The sequence below is a fragment of the Xanthobacter aminoxidans genome (assembly GCF_043193615.1).
Taxonomy (GTDB): Bacteria; Pseudomonadota; Alphaproteobacteria; order Rhizobiales; family Xanthobacteraceae; genus Xanthobacter; species Xanthobacter aminoxidans.
Map to the genome: position 1 here is coordinate 1,731,519 of NZ_JBAFUS010000001.1, position 14,089 is coordinate 1,745,607.

The 14,089-nt window shown below is 68.6% G+C and carries 14 protein-coding genes; 3 read left to right on the plus strand and 11 right to left on the minus strand.

Going from position 1 to position 14,089, the window contains the following annotated elements; all coding sequences use genetic code 11:
* Positions 1-38 precede the first annotated feature (38 nt).
* From V5F74_RS07935 to pcaF, 3 genes are read left to right on the plus strand one after another with little or no spacing between them, the layout of a single operon-like run.
* Positions 39-761: a 3-oxoacid CoA-transferase subunit A gene (locus V5F74_RS07935; RefSeq protein ID WP_029555538.1), complete on the plus strand. Its 723-nt coding sequence runs from the start codon at positions 39-41 to the stop codon at positions 759-761.
* Positions 758-1,441: a 3-oxoacid CoA-transferase subunit B gene (locus V5F74_RS07940; protein ID WP_394007231.1), complete on the plus strand. Its 684-nt coding sequence runs from the start codon at positions 758-760 to the stop codon at positions 1,439-1,441. The genes V5F74_RS07935 and V5F74_RS07940 overlap by 4 nt, the downstream gene beginning before the upstream one ends.
* A gap of 9 nt (positions 1,442-1,450) precedes the next feature.
* On the plus strand, positions 1,451-2,653 hold the full coding sequence (gene pcaF, locus V5F74_RS07945; protein WP_394007233.1) for a 3-oxoadipyl-CoA thiolase: 1,203 nt from the start codon (positions 1,451-1,453) through the stop codon (positions 2,651-2,653).
* Between the two features lie 103 nt (positions 2,654-2,756).
* On the opposite strand, the gene V5F74_RS07950 is transcribed toward pcaF, so the two are convergent.
* The 11 genes from V5F74_RS07950 to V5F74_RS08000 form a co-directional block, all read right to left on the minus strand.
* Positions 2,757-3,320: an NADPH-dependent FMN reductase gene (locus V5F74_RS07950; RefSeq protein ID WP_024280637.1), complete on the minus strand. Its 564-nt coding sequence runs from the start codon at positions 3,318-3,320 to the stop codon at positions 2,757-2,759.
* 30 nt (positions 3,321-3,350) lie between these two features.
* Positions 3,351-3,638, minus strand: coding sequence for a YciI family protein (locus V5F74_RS07955; RefSeq protein WP_029555541.1), 288 nt, complete (start codon positions 3,636-3,638; stop codon positions 3,351-3,353).
* A gap of 99 nt (positions 3,639-3,737) precedes the next feature.
* Positions 3,738-4,736, minus strand: coding sequence for a sugar ABC transporter substrate-binding protein (locus tag V5F74_RS07960; RefSeq protein ID WP_029555542.1), 999 nt, complete (start codon positions 4,734-4,736; stop codon positions 3,738-3,740).
* A 64-nt stretch (positions 4,737-4,800) separates the two neighbouring features.
* Positions 4,801-5,775 (minus strand): ABC transporter permease, encoded by a 975-nt coding sequence (locus tag V5F74_RS07965; protein ID WP_029555543.1) that lies wholly within the window; start codon positions 5,773-5,775, stop codon positions 4,801-4,803.
* On the minus strand, positions 5,772-6,734 hold the full coding sequence (locus V5F74_RS07970; protein ID WP_029555544.1) for an ABC transporter permease: 963 nt from the start codon (positions 6,732-6,734) through the stop codon (positions 5,772-5,774). The genes V5F74_RS07965 and V5F74_RS07970 overlap by 4 nt, the downstream gene beginning before the upstream one ends.
* Positions 6,727-8,265, minus strand: a complete 1,539-nt coding sequence (locus tag V5F74_RS07975; RefSeq protein ID WP_029555545.1) for a sugar ABC transporter ATP-binding protein — start codon at positions 8,263-8,265, stop codon at positions 6,727-6,729. Before V5F74_RS07975 ends, V5F74_RS07970 begins: the two co-directional genes overlap by 8 nt.
* Positions 8,266-8,273: 8 nt before the next feature.
* Entirely contained in the window at positions 8,274-9,665 is a 1,392-nt protein-coding gene (locus V5F74_RS07980; protein ID WP_394007488.1) for an FAD-linked oxidase C-terminal domain-containing protein, read from the minus strand.
* 90 nt (positions 9,666-9,755) lie between these two features.
* A complete protein-coding gene (locus tag V5F74_RS07985) occupies positions 9,756-10,637 on the minus strand; it encodes an intradiol ring-cleavage dioxygenase (RefSeq protein WP_250168717.1) in 882 nt (293 codons plus the stop codon).
* A complete protein-coding gene (locus V5F74_RS07990) occupies positions 10,634-11,551 on the minus strand; it encodes an NAD(P)-dependent oxidoreductase (protein WP_394007237.1) in 918 nt (305 codons plus the stop codon). The genes V5F74_RS07985 and V5F74_RS07990 overlap by 4 nt, the downstream gene beginning before the upstream one ends.
* A 10-nt stretch (positions 11,552-11,561) precedes the next feature.
* Positions 11,562-12,926, minus strand: coding sequence for an amidohydrolase family protein (locus V5F74_RS07995; protein ID WP_394007239.1), 1,365 nt, complete (start codon positions 12,924-12,926; stop codon positions 11,562-11,564).
* On the minus strand, positions 12,926-14,014 hold the full coding sequence (locus tag V5F74_RS08000; protein WP_250168714.1) for a maleylacetate reductase: 1,089 nt from the start codon (positions 14,012-14,014) through the stop codon (positions 12,926-12,928). Before V5F74_RS08000 ends, V5F74_RS07995 begins: the two co-directional genes overlap by 1 nt.
* Positions 14,015-14,089: the final 75 nt, after the last annotated feature.

The following is a 14,089-nucleotide window of genomic DNA, read 5'->3' on the forward strand; positions in this document are numbered from 1 at the left end:
TCGAAAGGGGCGCCGCCCCAGGCGCAACAGGGATGTCCATGGACAAGACGATCGCCACACCCGCGGAGGCGGTGGCCGACATCGGCGACAACGCCACGGTGATGATCGGAGGCTTCGGCGGCTCCGGCGCGCCCATCGAGCTGATCCACGCTCTCATCGACCGCTTCGTGAAGACCGGCTCGCCGCGCAACCTCACGGTGGTCAACAACAATGCCGGAAACGGCCATGTGGGCCTCGCCGCCATGATCGAGGTGGGGATGGTGGGCAAGCTCATCTGCTCCTTCCCCCGCTCGGCGGACCCGCGTGTCTTCACACAGAAGTATCTCGCCGGGGACATCGCACTGGAGCTGGTGCCGCAGGGCACGCTCGCCGAGCGCATCCGCGCGGGCGGCGCCGGCATTCCGGCCTTCTACACGCCCACCTCCTACGGCACCGAACTCGCCAACGGAAAGCCGACCGCCGAGTTCGACGGCCGCCCCTATGTGCAGGAGCGCTGGCTGAAGGCCGATTTCGCGCTGGTGAAGGCGCATCTCGGCGATCGCCTCGGCAACCTTACCTACAACAAGGCGGCCCGCAATTTCGGCCCGCTCATGTGCACGGCCGCGCGGCACGCCATCGTGCAGGTGTCGCAGTTGGTGCCGCCCGGCACCATCGACCCGGAACACGTCGTCACCCCCGGCATCTTCGTCTCGCGCGTGGTGGAAGTGACCAACCCCGCCCAGGAAGAGCTGCTGAACCGCGCCGGAGCAACCTATCCATGACCGCCAGCGACGATACCAAGCTCTCCAACGCCCAGATCGCCTGGCGCGCCGCGCAGGACATCGCCGACGGGGCCTATGTGAACCTCGGCATCGGCTTTCCCGAGATGGTCGCGCGCTATCAGCCGGCCGGCCGGGAAGTGATCTACCACACCGAGAACGGCATCCTCGACTTCGGCCAGGAGCCGCCCGCGGGCGAGGAAGACTGGGACCTCATCAATGCCGGCAAGAAGGCGGTGACGCTGAAGCCCGGCTCGGCCTTCTTCCACCATGCGGACAGCTTCGCCATGGTGCGCGGCGGGCATCTGGATGTCGCCATCCTCGGCGCCTACCAGGTGGCGCAGAACGGCGACCTCGCCAATTGGAGCGTCGGCGCCAAGGGCGTTCCGGCGGTGGGCGGGGCCATGGACCTCGTGCATGGCGCCAAGCGCGTCGCCGTCATCACCGAGCACGTCACCAAGTCCGGCGAGCCGAAGCTGCTGGACCGCTGCACCCTGCCCCTCACCGGCGTCGGCTGCGTCACGCGGGTCTATACCAGCCTTGCCGTGGTGGATATCGAGGGCGGCCGCTTCGTGCTGCGCGAGAAACTGCCCACCATCACGCTCCAAAAGCTCCAGTCCCTCACCGGGGCCGAGCTGGTCATCGCCGGCCCCGTGGCCGATCTCATCGTCCCCGAGCTCTAGGAGCACGCAATGAAGGACGTCTTCATCTGCGACTATGTCCGCACGCCCATCGGCCGCTTCGGCGGCGCACTCGCCTCGGTGCGGGCGGACGATCTCGGCGCGGTGCCGCTCAAGGCGCTCATGGCGCGCAATCCCGGCGTGGACTTCGCCGCCGTAGACGATGTGATCTTCGGCTGCGCCAACCAGGCGGGCGAGGACAATCGCAACGTGGCGCGCATGTCGCTGCTGCTCGCCGGCCTGCCGGTCGGCGTGCCGGGCACCACCATCAACCGCCTGTGCGGCTCGGGCATGGATGCCATCATCGCTGCCGCCCGCGCCATCAAGGCGGGCGAGGCGTCGCTGATGATCGCCGGCGGCGTGGAATCCATGTCCCGCGCCCCGTTCGTCATGCCCAAGGCGGACACGGCCTTCTCCCGCCATGCGGAGATCCACGACACCACCATCGGCTGGCGCTTCGTGAACCCGCTGATGAAGGCGCAGTACGGCGTGGATTCCATGCCGGAGACCGGCGAGAACGTGGCCGAGGACTTCGCCATCAACCGCGCCGATCAGGACGCTTTCGCCTTGCGCTCGCAGGCCAAGGCTGCCGCCGCGCAGGCGAACGGGCGGCTGGCGCGGGAGATCGTTCCGGTGGCCATCCCCCAGCGCAAGGGCGACCCCATCCTCGTGGAGCGCGACGAGCATCCGCGCGCCACCACCATCGAGGCGCTGGCGAAGCTCTCCACCCCGTTCCGCAAGGGCGGCACGGTGACGGCCGGCAATGCCTCGGGCGTCAATGACGGTGCCGCCGCGCTGATCCTCGCCGACGCGGAGACGGCCGCGAAGTATGGCCTCACCCCCATCGCCCGCGTGCTGGGCGGGGCTGCGGCCGGTGTGCCGCCGCGCATCATGGGCATCGGCCCGGCGCCGGCCTCCAAGAAGCTGATGGCGCGCCTCGGCCTCACCCCGGCCGATTTCGACGTGATCGAGCTGAACGAGGCCTTCGCCTCCCAGGGCCTCGCCACCCTGCGCGACCTGGGCATTGCCGACGACGATGCGCGGGTGAACCCCAACGGCGGCGCCATCGCGCTCGGCCATCCCCTCGGCATGTCCGGCGCCCGCATCACCGGCACGGCGGCCATCGAACTCTCCCTGACCGGCGGCAAGCGCTCGCTCAGCACCATGTGCATCGGCGTCGGCCAGGGCATCGCGGTGGCGCTGGAGCGGGTGTGATCGGCCCTTCCGGCAGGCAACAAAAAAGCAGCGGCGAGGGGCCAAGCCTCTCGCCGCTGCCGTTTCAGGGGCATGCCAGCTTCAGGAGCACGTCAGCTTCAGGTCAGCGCAGGCGCTCGGTCCAGGCCGCAAGCGCGGTGAGCAGCTGGCGGATGAAGTCCGCCGTCGCCTCGTCCGTGAGGGCGCCTGAGGCGTCGAACTTGGTCTGGGCGGCGCCGATCATCACTTCCGGCTTGTTCAGCGGGAAGGCGTTGAGGAACACCAGCATCTGCCGCAGCTGATACTGCGCCCGCGCGGTGCCGAGAACGCCCATGCTGGCGCCCATGATGGCCACGGGCTTGTTGTCGAACGGCTGGCTCGGCGGGCGGGAGGCCCAGTCGATGGCGTTCTTCAGCACGCCGGGGATGGAGTAATTGTACTCCGGTGTCACGAACAGGATGGCGTCCGCTGCCGTCAGCTGGGCACGGAAGCGCTCCACCTCCGGCGGATAGCCGGCGAGGCGCACGTCGTCATTGTAGTGCGGCAGATCGCCGATCTCGGCCGCCTCGATGGTCATGCCTTCGGGCGCGAGATCCATGGCCGCCTTGAGGGCCATCGTGTTGTAGGAGCCCTTGCGCAGGCTGCCGGAAATTCCCACCACCCGGATCGGGCGGGCATCACTGGACATGTGTCGTCTCCTTGAAATGAGATTGGGCGCTCAACCCTGGCGACGCAGGAAGCCGGTGATCGTCACGCGCTCCCAGATGTCCGCCTTTCTGAAGGGATCGGCCGCGTTGAACGCCTCGACGGCGGCGCGGTCCGGCGCCTCGATGAGGAACAGACTGCCGATCATCGTGGTTCCGTCATCCGCCACCAGCGGGCCGGACATGACGATCTCCACCCCGAACGCCGAGGTGTCGGACAGGAAGGCCTTGTGCGCCTCATAGTGGGCGAGGCGGGTGTCGAGCGCGCCTTGGCGATCGACACCGTGGATGGCGAACAGCATGAGAGAGGCTCCTTCGCGAGCGGGGCGGCACGCGACCTCAAGCCGGTGTCGCCCCGTCCGGGTGATAACACGCCGTCTTCTCAGAACGGCGTCAGGTGATCAGTTGGTCTTGGTGGGCGCCTTGGTGGCCATGGCGGCGGCGTCCGCCCAGCTCGGGCAGGTGCGGGCCTCCAGCGGCACGTCGTAGGGCTGATAGTTGGAGGCGTTGACCACGGTCGGCTTCAGCACCACTTCGTTCACGATGGCCTCGTTGCGCAGGGAGCGGATGGCCACCATGGTGCCGATGCAGCCCTGGACGAAGCCGTTGTAGTCGCCCGAGGCGAGCAGCTTGCCGGCCTTGATGGCGTCGATCGCCTCCTTGGTGCCATTGATGCCGATGACCTTGGCCTTGCGGTTGGCGCCATCGAGCGCCTCGATGGCGCCGATGGCCATGGCGTCGTTGGCGGCGAGCACGCCATCGATCTGCGGATGGGACTGCATCAGGTTTTCCATCACCTGCAGGCCCTGCAGGCGCTGGTAGTTGGCGGGCTGGCTCGCCAGCAGCTTCACGTCCTTGTTTTCCTTGATGGCGTCATTGAAGCCGCGCACCCGGTCGATGTTGGTGAGCGAGCCCTTCACGCCCTCCAGGATCACCACATTGCCCTTGCCGCCCATCTCCTTGAGCAGGTAGCGGCCGGTCTCCAGGCCGAGGCTGTAGTCGTCGGCGCCGACGAAGGCGAGGAACTTGCCGCCGGCCGAGCGGTCGGTGACGTTCACCACCGGGATCTTGGCGTCGTTGATCTGCTCCACGCCCGGCACCATGGCCTTGTAGTCCACCGGCACGAAGACGATGGCGCTCGGCTTCTTCACGATCACGTCCTCGATCTGGCTGAGCTGCTCGGGGATCGAGTCCGGCTTGGTGGGAATGTAGTGCACCACCTTGGCGCCCATGGACCTGGCCGCCACCTCGGCGCCCACGCGCACCGTCTGGAAATAGGGGTTGGTCTGGTTCTTGGTGAAGACCGCGATGGTCTCGTCCGCGGCCAGCGCGCCGGTGGACAGGAGCGCCACCGGCAGCGCCGCGGCGATGAGCCTGAAGTTCGACTTCAATTTATTCATGGGGTCTTCCTCCGATTCTTGATATTTGGCGTTTGACTGTTTGGCGTTTGACTTGGATTACGCTTCAGGACCGTTTGCGCCCGACCATGTCGAGCCAGACGGCGAAGATGACGATCACGCCCGTCACCAAAGGCTGCCAGCTGGCGTTCACGGCGAGCAGGTTCATGCCGTTCAGCACCAGCGTAAGGATGAGCGCGCCGACGAAGGTGCCGAACACGCTGCCCACCCCGCCGAAGAGCGATGCGCCGCCGATGAGCACCGCCGCGATGGCCGGCAGCGTCATCGCCTCGCCGATGTCCCCTTCGGCCGAGTTCAGCCGGGCGAGGAAGACGATGGACGCGACGCCCGCCATGGCGCCCGAGAAGGCGTAGACGAGGATCAGGCGGCGATCGACCGGGATGCCCGAGAGCCGTGCCGCCATGGGGTTCGCGCCGATGGCATAGATCTGCTGACCCCACACGGTGCGCTGGGCGAAGACGGTGCCGGCGATGAGAAAGCCGATCATCAAGTAGACCGGGATCGGGATGCCGAGGAAATAGCCCGAACCGATATGGCGGAAGCCGGGCGGGAAGCCGTGAATGGTCTCGCCGGCCATGTAGTAATAGGTGACGCCGTGCAGCACCCACAGCATGCCGTAGGTGGCGATGAAGGAGGGGATGCGCAGCTTCGCCACCATCAGCCCGTTGCAGATGCCGATGGCGCAGCCGCTGGCCAGCCCGGTGAGCGTGCCCAGCGCCGGCGAGCCGGTTGCCTTGATGACGGTGGCGGCAAGGCAGGCGGAAAGCCCGATGTTCGCGCCCACAGAGAGATCGAGCCCCCCGGTGAGGATCACCAGCGTGAGCCCGGAGGCGAGGAAGAACAGGAGGCTCGCCTGCCTGAGCACGTTGAGGATGTTGTTGGTGGTGAAGAAGGCATCCGTCGCGATGCTCAGCGCCACGCACAGGAGGCCCGCTGCCAGCAGCCGGTAGAGGAGCTGCTGCATGTCCTTGGACAGATGGATGCGGGGCGTGCCCGCGGAGACGTCGCCGGCGAGGCTCATGACTTCTTGCTCCGCATGCCGTCGAGGAAGAGGGCGAAGATGACGAGGACGCCGATGCAGGCCACCTGCACCGAGGAAGGCACGGCCATGAGGTTCAGCCCGTTGCGCAGCACGCCCACGGTGAGCACGCCCATGAGGGTGCCGAAGATCCAGCCGTTGCCCTTCTCGAAGGAGGTGCCGCCCAGCGCCACGGCGGCGATGGCGTCGAACTCCATGCCGATGGCGGCGGTGGGATGGCCGGCATTCATGCGCGCCGTCATCAGCAGGGCCGCGACGCCGGCCATGGCTCCGCCCAGCATGTAGACGGAGATGAGCAGGCGCTTCCACTTGACGCCGGCCAGCGTCAGCGCCTCGCGGTTGCCGCCCAGCGCGCACACATAGGTGCCGAAGCGGGTGTGGTAGAGCAGCACATGGAACAGGGCGTAGAAACCCGCGCCGATGAGGATGGGGTTGGGGATGCCCGCCACCTCGCCGGAATAGACCAGCCGCACGAAGCGCGGGATGCCCACCACGCTCTGCCCGTCCGAGACGATGAGCGCGAGCCCCTGCGCCGCGCCCAGCGTGCCGAGGGTGGCGACGAAGGGCGGGATGCCCAGCGACGCCACCAGCCAGCCGTTGGCGAGGCCGAAGGCGAGGCCCACGCCGAGCGCCCCGGCGAGACCGAGCATCAGCGACTGGGTGGCCACCACGATCAGCGCCAGCACCAGCGAGGCGAGGGTGAGCACCGCGCCCATGGAGAGGTCCAGCCCCTCCGTCATGATGATGAGCGTCATGGGCAGCGCGAGGAGCAGCAGGATCACCGACTGCACCAGGATGTTGGAGAGGTTGCCGGCGGTGAGGAAGCCGGGGCTCGCCACCGCCAACAGCACACTGAGGCCGACGAGCGCCACGGCGACGCCGGGCACGGCGGGGATGCGCGGCCGCGCGGGGGCAGAGGGGGAGAGGGCGTGGTCACTCATCGTGCATCCCCATTCGGACGATGTTCTCTTCGGAGAGGTCGGCGCGGCCAAGCTCGCCGACGATGCGCTTGCCGCGCATGACGTAGGCGCGGTCACAGACATGGACGATCTCCGCCTGCTCGGAAGAGATCATGAGCACCGCCGCCCCTTCGGCGACGAGCTGATCGATGAGGGCGAAGATCTCGGATTTCGCGCCCACGTCGATGCCGCGGGTGGGCTCGTCGAAGATGAAGAGGCGCGTGCCCGCGGCGAGCCACTTGCCGATCACCACCTTCTGCTGGTTGCCGCCGGAGAGGACGGCGACACTCTGGTTCGGCGAGGGGGTGGCGATGCGCAGACGCTGGATCAGCTCCTGCGCCGAGCGCCGGGCCTTGCCGGGCGAGAACATCATGTTGGGGAACAGCTTGGGCAGGCCGGCCACGGCGAGGTTGTCGCTAACCGTGCGGATGAGGGCCAAGCCCTCCGCCTTCCGGCTCTCCGGGATGAGGCCCACGCCGGCAAAGGCCGCGGCGTCCGGCCCGCCGGTCCTCGGCTTGCCGAAGATGCGGACCTCGCCCGCCGTCACTGCGTCCGCCCCGAAGATGGCGCGGGCCACCTCCGTGCGGCCGGAGCCGACGAGGCCGCACAGGCCGACGATCTCGCCGGCGCGGACCTTCAGGTCGATGTCGCGGATGCCGTTGGTGGAGGACAGGCCCTTGGTTTCCAGCACCACCTCGCCCGGCTCGGTGGCGAAGCGGCGGGGATAGGACATGTCCACGTTGCGGCCGACCATCATCCGCACCAGTTCGTCCGGCGAGGTCTCGCCCGGAAGCGCGCGGCCCACGAGCTTGCCGTCGCGCAGCACGGTGATGCGGTCGCCGAGGGCGAACACCTCGGCCATGCGGTGCGAGATGTAGACGAGGGCGACGCCCTTCGCCTGCAACTGGCGCATGACCTCGAACAGGCGCTCGGTCTCGCGGTCGGAGAGCGCGGCAGTGGGCTCGTCCATCACGAGAATGCGGGCATCCTGCGACAGCGCCTTGCCGATCTCGACCATCTGCTGCTGGGCGACGCCGAGCTGATGCACCTTGGTGCGCGGGTCCACCTCCAGGCCGATCAGATCGAGCACCTTCTGCGCTTCGCGATAGAGGCGGCGGCGGTCCGTCAGGCCGGGGATGCGCGAGGAAAATTCACGGCCGAGAAAGATGTTCTGCGCCACGTCGAGATAGGGGACGAGGGAAAACTCCTGGAAGATCACCGCGATGCCGAAGCGCCGCGCGTCGGCGGGGGAGCGGATCTCTACTTTTTCACCATTGTGGAAGTATTCGCCGGCATCCGCCTGATAGGCGCCGCACAGCACCTTCATGAGCGAGGACTTGCCGGCGCCGTTCTCGCCGAGGAGCATGTGCACCTCGCCCGGCCACACGGCGAAGGACACATCGTCCAGCGCCTTCACGCCCGGAAATGTCTTGGAGATGCCCTTCAGCTCCAGAATGGGGGTGCCGGGCACGGCCGGGGGCGCGGCCAGCTCGAGGCGAGGCGTCGTTGCCATGACCGCCCTCATGGTGCGTCTCCTTGCTGTCTGTCGCGGGGCCGGAAGATCTTGCCCGGATTGAGGATGCCGTCGGGGTCGAGCGCGCCCTTCACGAGGCGCATGACATCCACCGCATCGCCCAGTTCCAGCGGCAGGAAGTCCATCTTGCCGACACCGACGCCGTGCTCGCCGGTGCAGGTGCCCTCCAGCGCGATGGCGCGGCGGGCGAGGCGATCGCAGAAGGCCTTGGCACGGGCGAGTTCCTCGGCGCTGGCGGGATCGATCAGCACTAATAGGTGGAAATTGCCGTCGCCCACATGACCCACCACCGGGGCGGTGAGGCCCGTCTGCGCGATATCCGCCGCCGTCTCCACCAGGCATTCGGCGAGGCGCGAGATGGGCACGCAGACATCGGTGATCATCGCCTTCGCGCCGGGGCGCAGCGCAAGGCCGGCATACAGCGTGTTGTCACGGGCGTGCCAGAGGCGGCTGCGCTCCTCCGGCGTCGTCGCCCACTGGAAGCCCTCGCCGCCGAACTCGGTCGCCAGCGCTTCGGTGGTCTCGGCCTGCTCGGCCACATAGGCCTTCGAGCCGTGGAACTCGAAGAAGAGATGCGGCACCTCAGGCAGGCCGAGCTTGGCGTGCAGGTTCATGCCGCGCATCATCACCGCGTCGAGCAGTTCCACCCGCGCCACCGGCACGCCGGACTGGATGACGGCGATGGCCGTGTCCACCGCGGCCTTGAGGTCGGGAAAAGCGCAGACGGCGGAGGAGATCGCCTCCGGCTGCGGATGCAGCTTCAGCGTCACCTGCGTAATGACACCGAGCGTGCCCTCCGCGCCAACGAACAGGCGGGTGAGATCATAGCCGGCGGCGGACTTGCGCGCCCTTTGCGCGGTGCGGATGACACGGCCATCAGCCAGCACCACTTCCAGCGCCAGCACATTGTCCTTCATGGTGCCGTAGCGCACCGCCATGGTGCCCGAGGCGCGCGTGGAGGTCATGCCGCCGATGGAGGCATCGGCGCCGGGATCGATGGGGAAGAACAGGCCCGTGTCGCGCAATTGGGCATTGAGCTGCTTGCGGGTGATGCCCGGCTGGACGGTCACGTCCATGTCCTCCGCATTCACCTTCAGCACCGCATTCATCCGCCCCATGTCGAGGCAGACGCCGCCGTGGAGCGCCGCCGCATTGCCCTCCAGCGAGGTGCCGGCTCCGAACGCGACGACCGGCACCTTCAGCTCACAGCACAGGCGCACGACGGCCTGCACCTCGGCTGTCGTCTCAGGAAACACCACCACGTCCGGCGGGGTCGCCGCGTGGTAGGCCTCGCTGCGGCCGTGGTCGGCGAGCACGCCGGGCGCGCGGGTTGCCCGGTCGCCGACGATCTCCGCGAGCCGCGCCAGCACGCCATCCATGGGATGCGCTGCGATGGGCATATGGGCAGACATGCGTTCCTCCCTTCGCGCGTCCCGTTGGCCGGGCTTGCTGCGCGTCCGTCCGTCCCTTCACGCCGCCTGCGAAGCCGCGGCGGAGACGGGGTTAAGCTTGAAATCGTAGGTCAGCGCGCACCAGGGCTGATCCATCGTCCGGCCGTCCGGCGCGACACCCGATGCGTGGGCGGCAAACTCGCGGATGAGCGAGTCCTTCACGCCAAACACTGCGTCGCTGTCGAGATAGGCGTCGCCGGCGACGAACACATGGGTCACGAGCTTCTCGTGGCCGGGCGCCTCGATCATGAAATGCACATGGGCCGGTCGCCATGGATGGCGGCCCTGCGCCTCCAGCATTTTGCCCACCGGGCCGTCGTGCGGGATGGGATAGGCGGCGGGCTTGATGGACCAGAAGGCGAAGCGGCCCTGATCGTCCGTGCGCAGGCGGGCGCGGGCCACAAGGCCGTTGTCCTCATGCTGCACGTCGTAATAGCCATCCACGTCCGAGTGCCAGACATCGACGATGGCGTTCACCAGCGGCGTGCCGTCAAGGGTCGCCACCGAGCCGGAGACGAACATGGGCTCGCCTTCGAGGTGCCCGGAAATATCCGTGCCGTTCGCCACCTCCGGCGGGCCTTCCACATAGAAGGGGCCGAGCACGGTGCTCTCGGTGACCGCCGTCTGGTGGTCGTGGTTGATGGCGTCCACCAGCATGGAGACACCGAGCGTGTCCGACAGCAGGATGAACTCCTGCCGCGTGCCGGTGCACATGTGGCCGGTGTCGGTGAGGAAGGCGATGCCCTTTTCCCATTCCGCCTGGGTGGGGCGCACCTCACGGACGAAATTGTGCAGGTGGCGGACCAGCGCCTCGCTGATCTCGCGGACACGGGCGTCAGGCGCGTTGGCGACGCGCTCCAGCACCGCCTCGGTGATGGAAAACTGGTCGAAATTCCTCATGCGAGCCTCCCGTCATTCTTGTCGAGATCCGGCTCGCCCAGTCCGGCGAGCCATTCGGCGAGGCGGACCGGTGCGATGAAGTCCGCCTCCCCGTCGCCGCGCCCGATGAGCGCGCCGTAGATCTCCCGCGTGAGCGTGGCGAGGGGCATGGCCATCTCGGCGGCGTGGCCGGCCCCGACGATGAGGTCGAGGTCCTTGGCCATCTGCCGGCAGGAGAAAGTGGAATTGAAGTCGCGCGTCTCAAGGCTCTTGGCCTTGTAGTGGACCATGGGCGAGCCCACCGCGCTGTTGGTGAGCACGTCGAGAATGTCCTGCCAGGCGAGGTTGCCCTTGCGCGCAAGTACGATGCTCTCGCCCATCATGGCCGCCGAGACGGCGATCATCAGGTTCACGGAGAGCTTGGCGTAGCGCGCCTCCTCCTGCGTGCCGAGATACTTCTGGGCGCGGGTGAAGTCCTGCGCCACCGGCAGGAAGGTGTCGAAGGCGGCACGCGGGCCGGAGACGAAGCAGGTGAGGTTGCCCGTGTGGGCGATGGCGGCGTTGCCGGAGACCGGCGCGCGCAGATAGAGGATGCCGGCGCGCTCGGCGGCAGCGCCCAGCTCGGCCGAGATGCCGGGGCTCACGGTGGAGGTCTCCACCAGGATCGCGCCCTTGCGCATGGCGGAGAGCAGCGGCCCGTCCAGCGCCACGGCGCGGAGCGCCTTGTCGTCGGGCAGCGAGGTGAAGACGATATCGCGGCCGGCCGCATCTTCCAGCGTCGCGGCGGGGGTGACGCCGCCGGCGGCGGCCTCGGCGATGCGTTCCTGGTCCCGGTCGAAGCCGGCGATGTCGCGGCCGGCGCCGGCAAGGCGGGTGGAGATGGGCAGGCCCATCTTGCCGAGCCCGATCCAGCCGAGGGTCAAAGTGTCAGCCATCATCCTCTCCTCACGCCGCCTTTTTGCCGAGGCCGAGCTCATCGACGATGCGCGCGCCCGAGGCGGTGAGCCGGGCGAGCTTCTCGTCGATGCCGGTGGCGAGCAGCGTCCTGTTCTTCTTCATGAAACGACCGGCGATCATCACCGCTTCCACGTCGCCCCGCCCGGCCTGCATCACCACCGTGGCGACGGGATCATGCATCGGCTGGAGGTGCAGCGCGCGGGCGTCGATCAGCACGAGGTCGGCCTGCTTGCCGGGGGCGAGGGAGCCGATGCGATGGTCGAGCCCCACCATCCGCGCGCCCTCGATGGTGATCCATTCCAGCGCCTGCCGCACCCGCACCGTGGACGTGGGCGGGATGGCGCCGGTCTCGCGGCGGCTGTCCGTATTGTCCAGCACCCGCTGCATGCCGAGGGCGATGCGCGCGACGCCCATCATGTCGCCGGCCAGTACGCTTTCCAGATCCACCCCGAGGGAGGGCGCCGCGCCGCGCTTCAGGAGGCGGCCGGTGACGGGGAAGCCGTGGCCCTGCGTCATCTCGTTTTCCGGCGTCACGGAGAAGAAGGCGCCGAGGTCCACGAGGCGGGAGAACAGTTCGTCGGAGAGATCGTTGCCGTGGACGACGTTGATGCCGGGGCCGACCAGCCCCTCGGCGATCAGCGTCTCCCAGCCGCCCGGCGTCTTCGCCGCGCCGCCGCCCTGATGCATGGAGGCGACGAGGCCGAACTCGCGGGCGAGCCGGAAGTCGGCGCGGGCGACCTCCATGGTGGAGTAGTGAGGGCCGAGGATGGCGAGGCCCAGCGTCAGCAGCCCATCCGTGCCGGCGAACGGACCGCGCATGAGGCGCTCGATCTCGGCGCGCGGGTGCGGCACCTCGGAGAAATGTGGCTCGCCGGGCTTCGGATCAGGCTTGGGCGAACCGTGGAAAAAGGCGGCGCGGATGCCGCTCTCGGTGAGCGCTTCCACCGCCGCGTCCGTGTGGTCGGGCGTGGGGTTGTTGTGGCACCAGTCCACCAGCGTGGTGGTGCCGGCATCGATCTGCCCGAGCGCGCCCACCAGCGTCGCAATCCCGATGTCCTCGGGCCGGAAGCGGGTGGCGAGGCCGGCGTGCACCCAGCGGAAATACTCCAGCAGCGTCCAGTCGGCGGCAAGGCTCCTGAGGCCCGTCTGCCAGGTGTGCATATGGGCGTTGACGAAGCCGGGCACGCAGATGCGCCCTGCCCCATCCACCCGCTCCGCATCCGCCGCCGCAATCTCAGGCCCGATGGCGGCGATGCGGCCATCCTCGATCAGGATGTCGCCCTTCGGCAGATCGCCGATGGCGGGCTCCATCGACAGGATGGTGGCGCCGGATATGAGGGTGCGGGCGCCCATCAGGCCGCCTCCTCCGCCGGCACCGCCGCCACCGGCCGCTCGCCGGAATAGGCGCGGGCGATGAGGTCGCGGATGCCGTCGCGCGTCACAGGACGCGGGTTCCAGTAGGGGTTCTCCACCGCGAGGTCGGCGGCGGTCTCAATGCCGTCCGCCGGCATGCCGATGTCCGAGAGTGCCCGCGGCACGCCCAGCGCCCGCACCAGATCGAACAACCCCTGCGCCGCATCCGGCGCACCTAGCGCACGGGTGATAGCGGCCATGGCCTCCGGCGCGGCGGGGGCGTTGTAGGCCACCGCGTGGGGGAGAACGATGGTGTGCGTCTCCGCGTGCGGCAGATTGAAGGTGCCGCCGAGCGTGTGGCAGAGCTTGTGATGCAGCGCCATGCCCACCGCACCGAGGCAGCAGCCGCACAGCCACGCGCCGTAAAGCGCCATGGTGCGGGCCTCGATGTTCGCCGGCTCGTGGATGAGGATGGGCAGCGCCGAGGACAGGGTGCGGATGCCGTCCTCCGCCATCAGCGAGATCACCGGATTGCGGTCGCGGGCATAGAGCGCCTCCACCGCATGGGCGATGGCGTTGACGCCGGACGTGGCGGAGAGGCCGGCCGGCAGGGTCAGCGTGAGGTCCACGTCGTAGATGACCGCCTCGGGCAGCACGTCGAGGGAGCGGATGGTGGTCTTGCGCCCCTCCTGCGTCTCACCGAGGATGGGCGTCATCTCCGAGCCGGCATAGGTGGTGGGGATGACCAGCTGGGGCACGCCGGTGCGCAGGGCCAGTGCCTTGCCGAGGCCCGTGGTGGAGCCGCCGCCCAGCGCTACGACACAATCCGCATCAGCCGCCTTCAGGGCGTCGAGCGCCTTGTCCGTCACCTCCACCGGCGTGTGCATGGTGGCGCCGGGGAAGACCCCCGCGCAGTTTTCGCCGATGAGCTTGCCGATGCGCTCGCCCTCCCCCGCCTGCTGCGGCGTGGTGAGCACCAGCGCCCGCCGCGCGCCGAGCCGCGCCACTTCGGCGCCGACCTCGGCGACGGCGCCGCGGCCGAAGCGGACGCGGATGGGCAGGGCCTCGTAGGTGAAGGTCTCGATCATGGTTCAGATCCGTCTGCGGCGCGCAGGGGCGCGCCTTGGGGCTCACTCGCCGGCGAGAAACGCGCCGCGCGGACG

What these genes read in the sequence shown, in the direction of transcription:
- V5F74_RS07970 (WP_029555544.1), bottom strand. Translation starts at nt 6,734, where the DNA reads ATGAGTGACCACGCCCTCTCCCCCTCTGCCCCCGCGCGGCCGCGCATC.
- V5F74_RS07975 (WP_029555545.1), bottom strand. Translation starts at nt 8,265, where the DNA reads ATGGCAACGACGCCTCGCCTCGAGCTGGCCGCGCCCCCGGCCGTGCCC.
- V5F74_RS07955 (WP_029555541.1), bottom strand. Translation starts at nt 3,638, where the DNA reads ATGCTGTTCGCCATCCACGGTGTCGATCGCCAAGGCGCGCTCGACACC.
- V5F74_RS07995 (WP_394007239.1), bottom strand. Translation starts at nt 12,926, where the DNA reads ATGGGCGCCCGCACCCTCATATCCGGCGCCACCATCCTGTCGATGGAG.
- V5F74_RS07935 (WP_029555538.1), top strand. Translation starts at nt 39, where the DNA reads ATGGACAAGACGATCGCCACACCCGCGGAGGCGGTGGCCGACATCGGC.
- V5F74_RS07990 (WP_394007237.1), bottom strand. Translation starts at nt 11,551, where the DNA reads ATGGCTGACACTTTGACCCTCGGCTGGATCGGGCTCGGCAAGATGGGC.
- V5F74_RS07965 (WP_029555543.1), bottom strand. Translation starts at nt 5,775, where the DNA reads ATGAGCCTCGCCGGCGACGTCTCCGCGGGCACGCCCCGCATCCATCTG.
- V5F74_RS07950 (WP_024280637.1), bottom strand. Translation starts at nt 3,320, where the DNA reads ATGTCCAGTGATGCCCGCCCGATCCGGGTGGTGGGAATTTCCGGCAGC.
- V5F74_RS08000 (WP_250168714.1), bottom strand. Translation starts at nt 14,014, where the DNA reads ATGATCGAGACCTTCACCTACGAGGCCCTGCCCATCCGCGTCCGCTTC.
- V5F74_RS07985 (WP_250168717.1), bottom strand. Translation starts at nt 10,637, where the DNA reads ATGAGGAATTTCGACCAGTTTTCCATCACCGAGGCGGTGCTGGAGCGC.
- V5F74_RS07940 (WP_394007231.1), top strand. Translation starts at nt 758, where the DNA reads ATGACCGCCAGCGACGATACCAAGCTCTCCAACGCCCAGATCGCCTGG.
- pcaF (WP_394007233.1), top strand. Translation starts at nt 1,451, where the DNA reads ATGAAGGACGTCTTCATCTGCGACTATGTCCGCACGCCCATCGGCCGC.
- V5F74_RS07960 (WP_029555542.1), bottom strand. Translation starts at nt 4,736, where the DNA reads ATGAATAAATTGAAGTCGAACTTCAGGCTCATCGCCGCGGCGCTGCCG.
- V5F74_RS07980 (WP_394007488.1), bottom strand. Translation starts at nt 9,665, where the DNA reads ATGGATGGCGTGCTGGCGCGGCTCGCGGAGATCGTCGGCGACCGGGCA.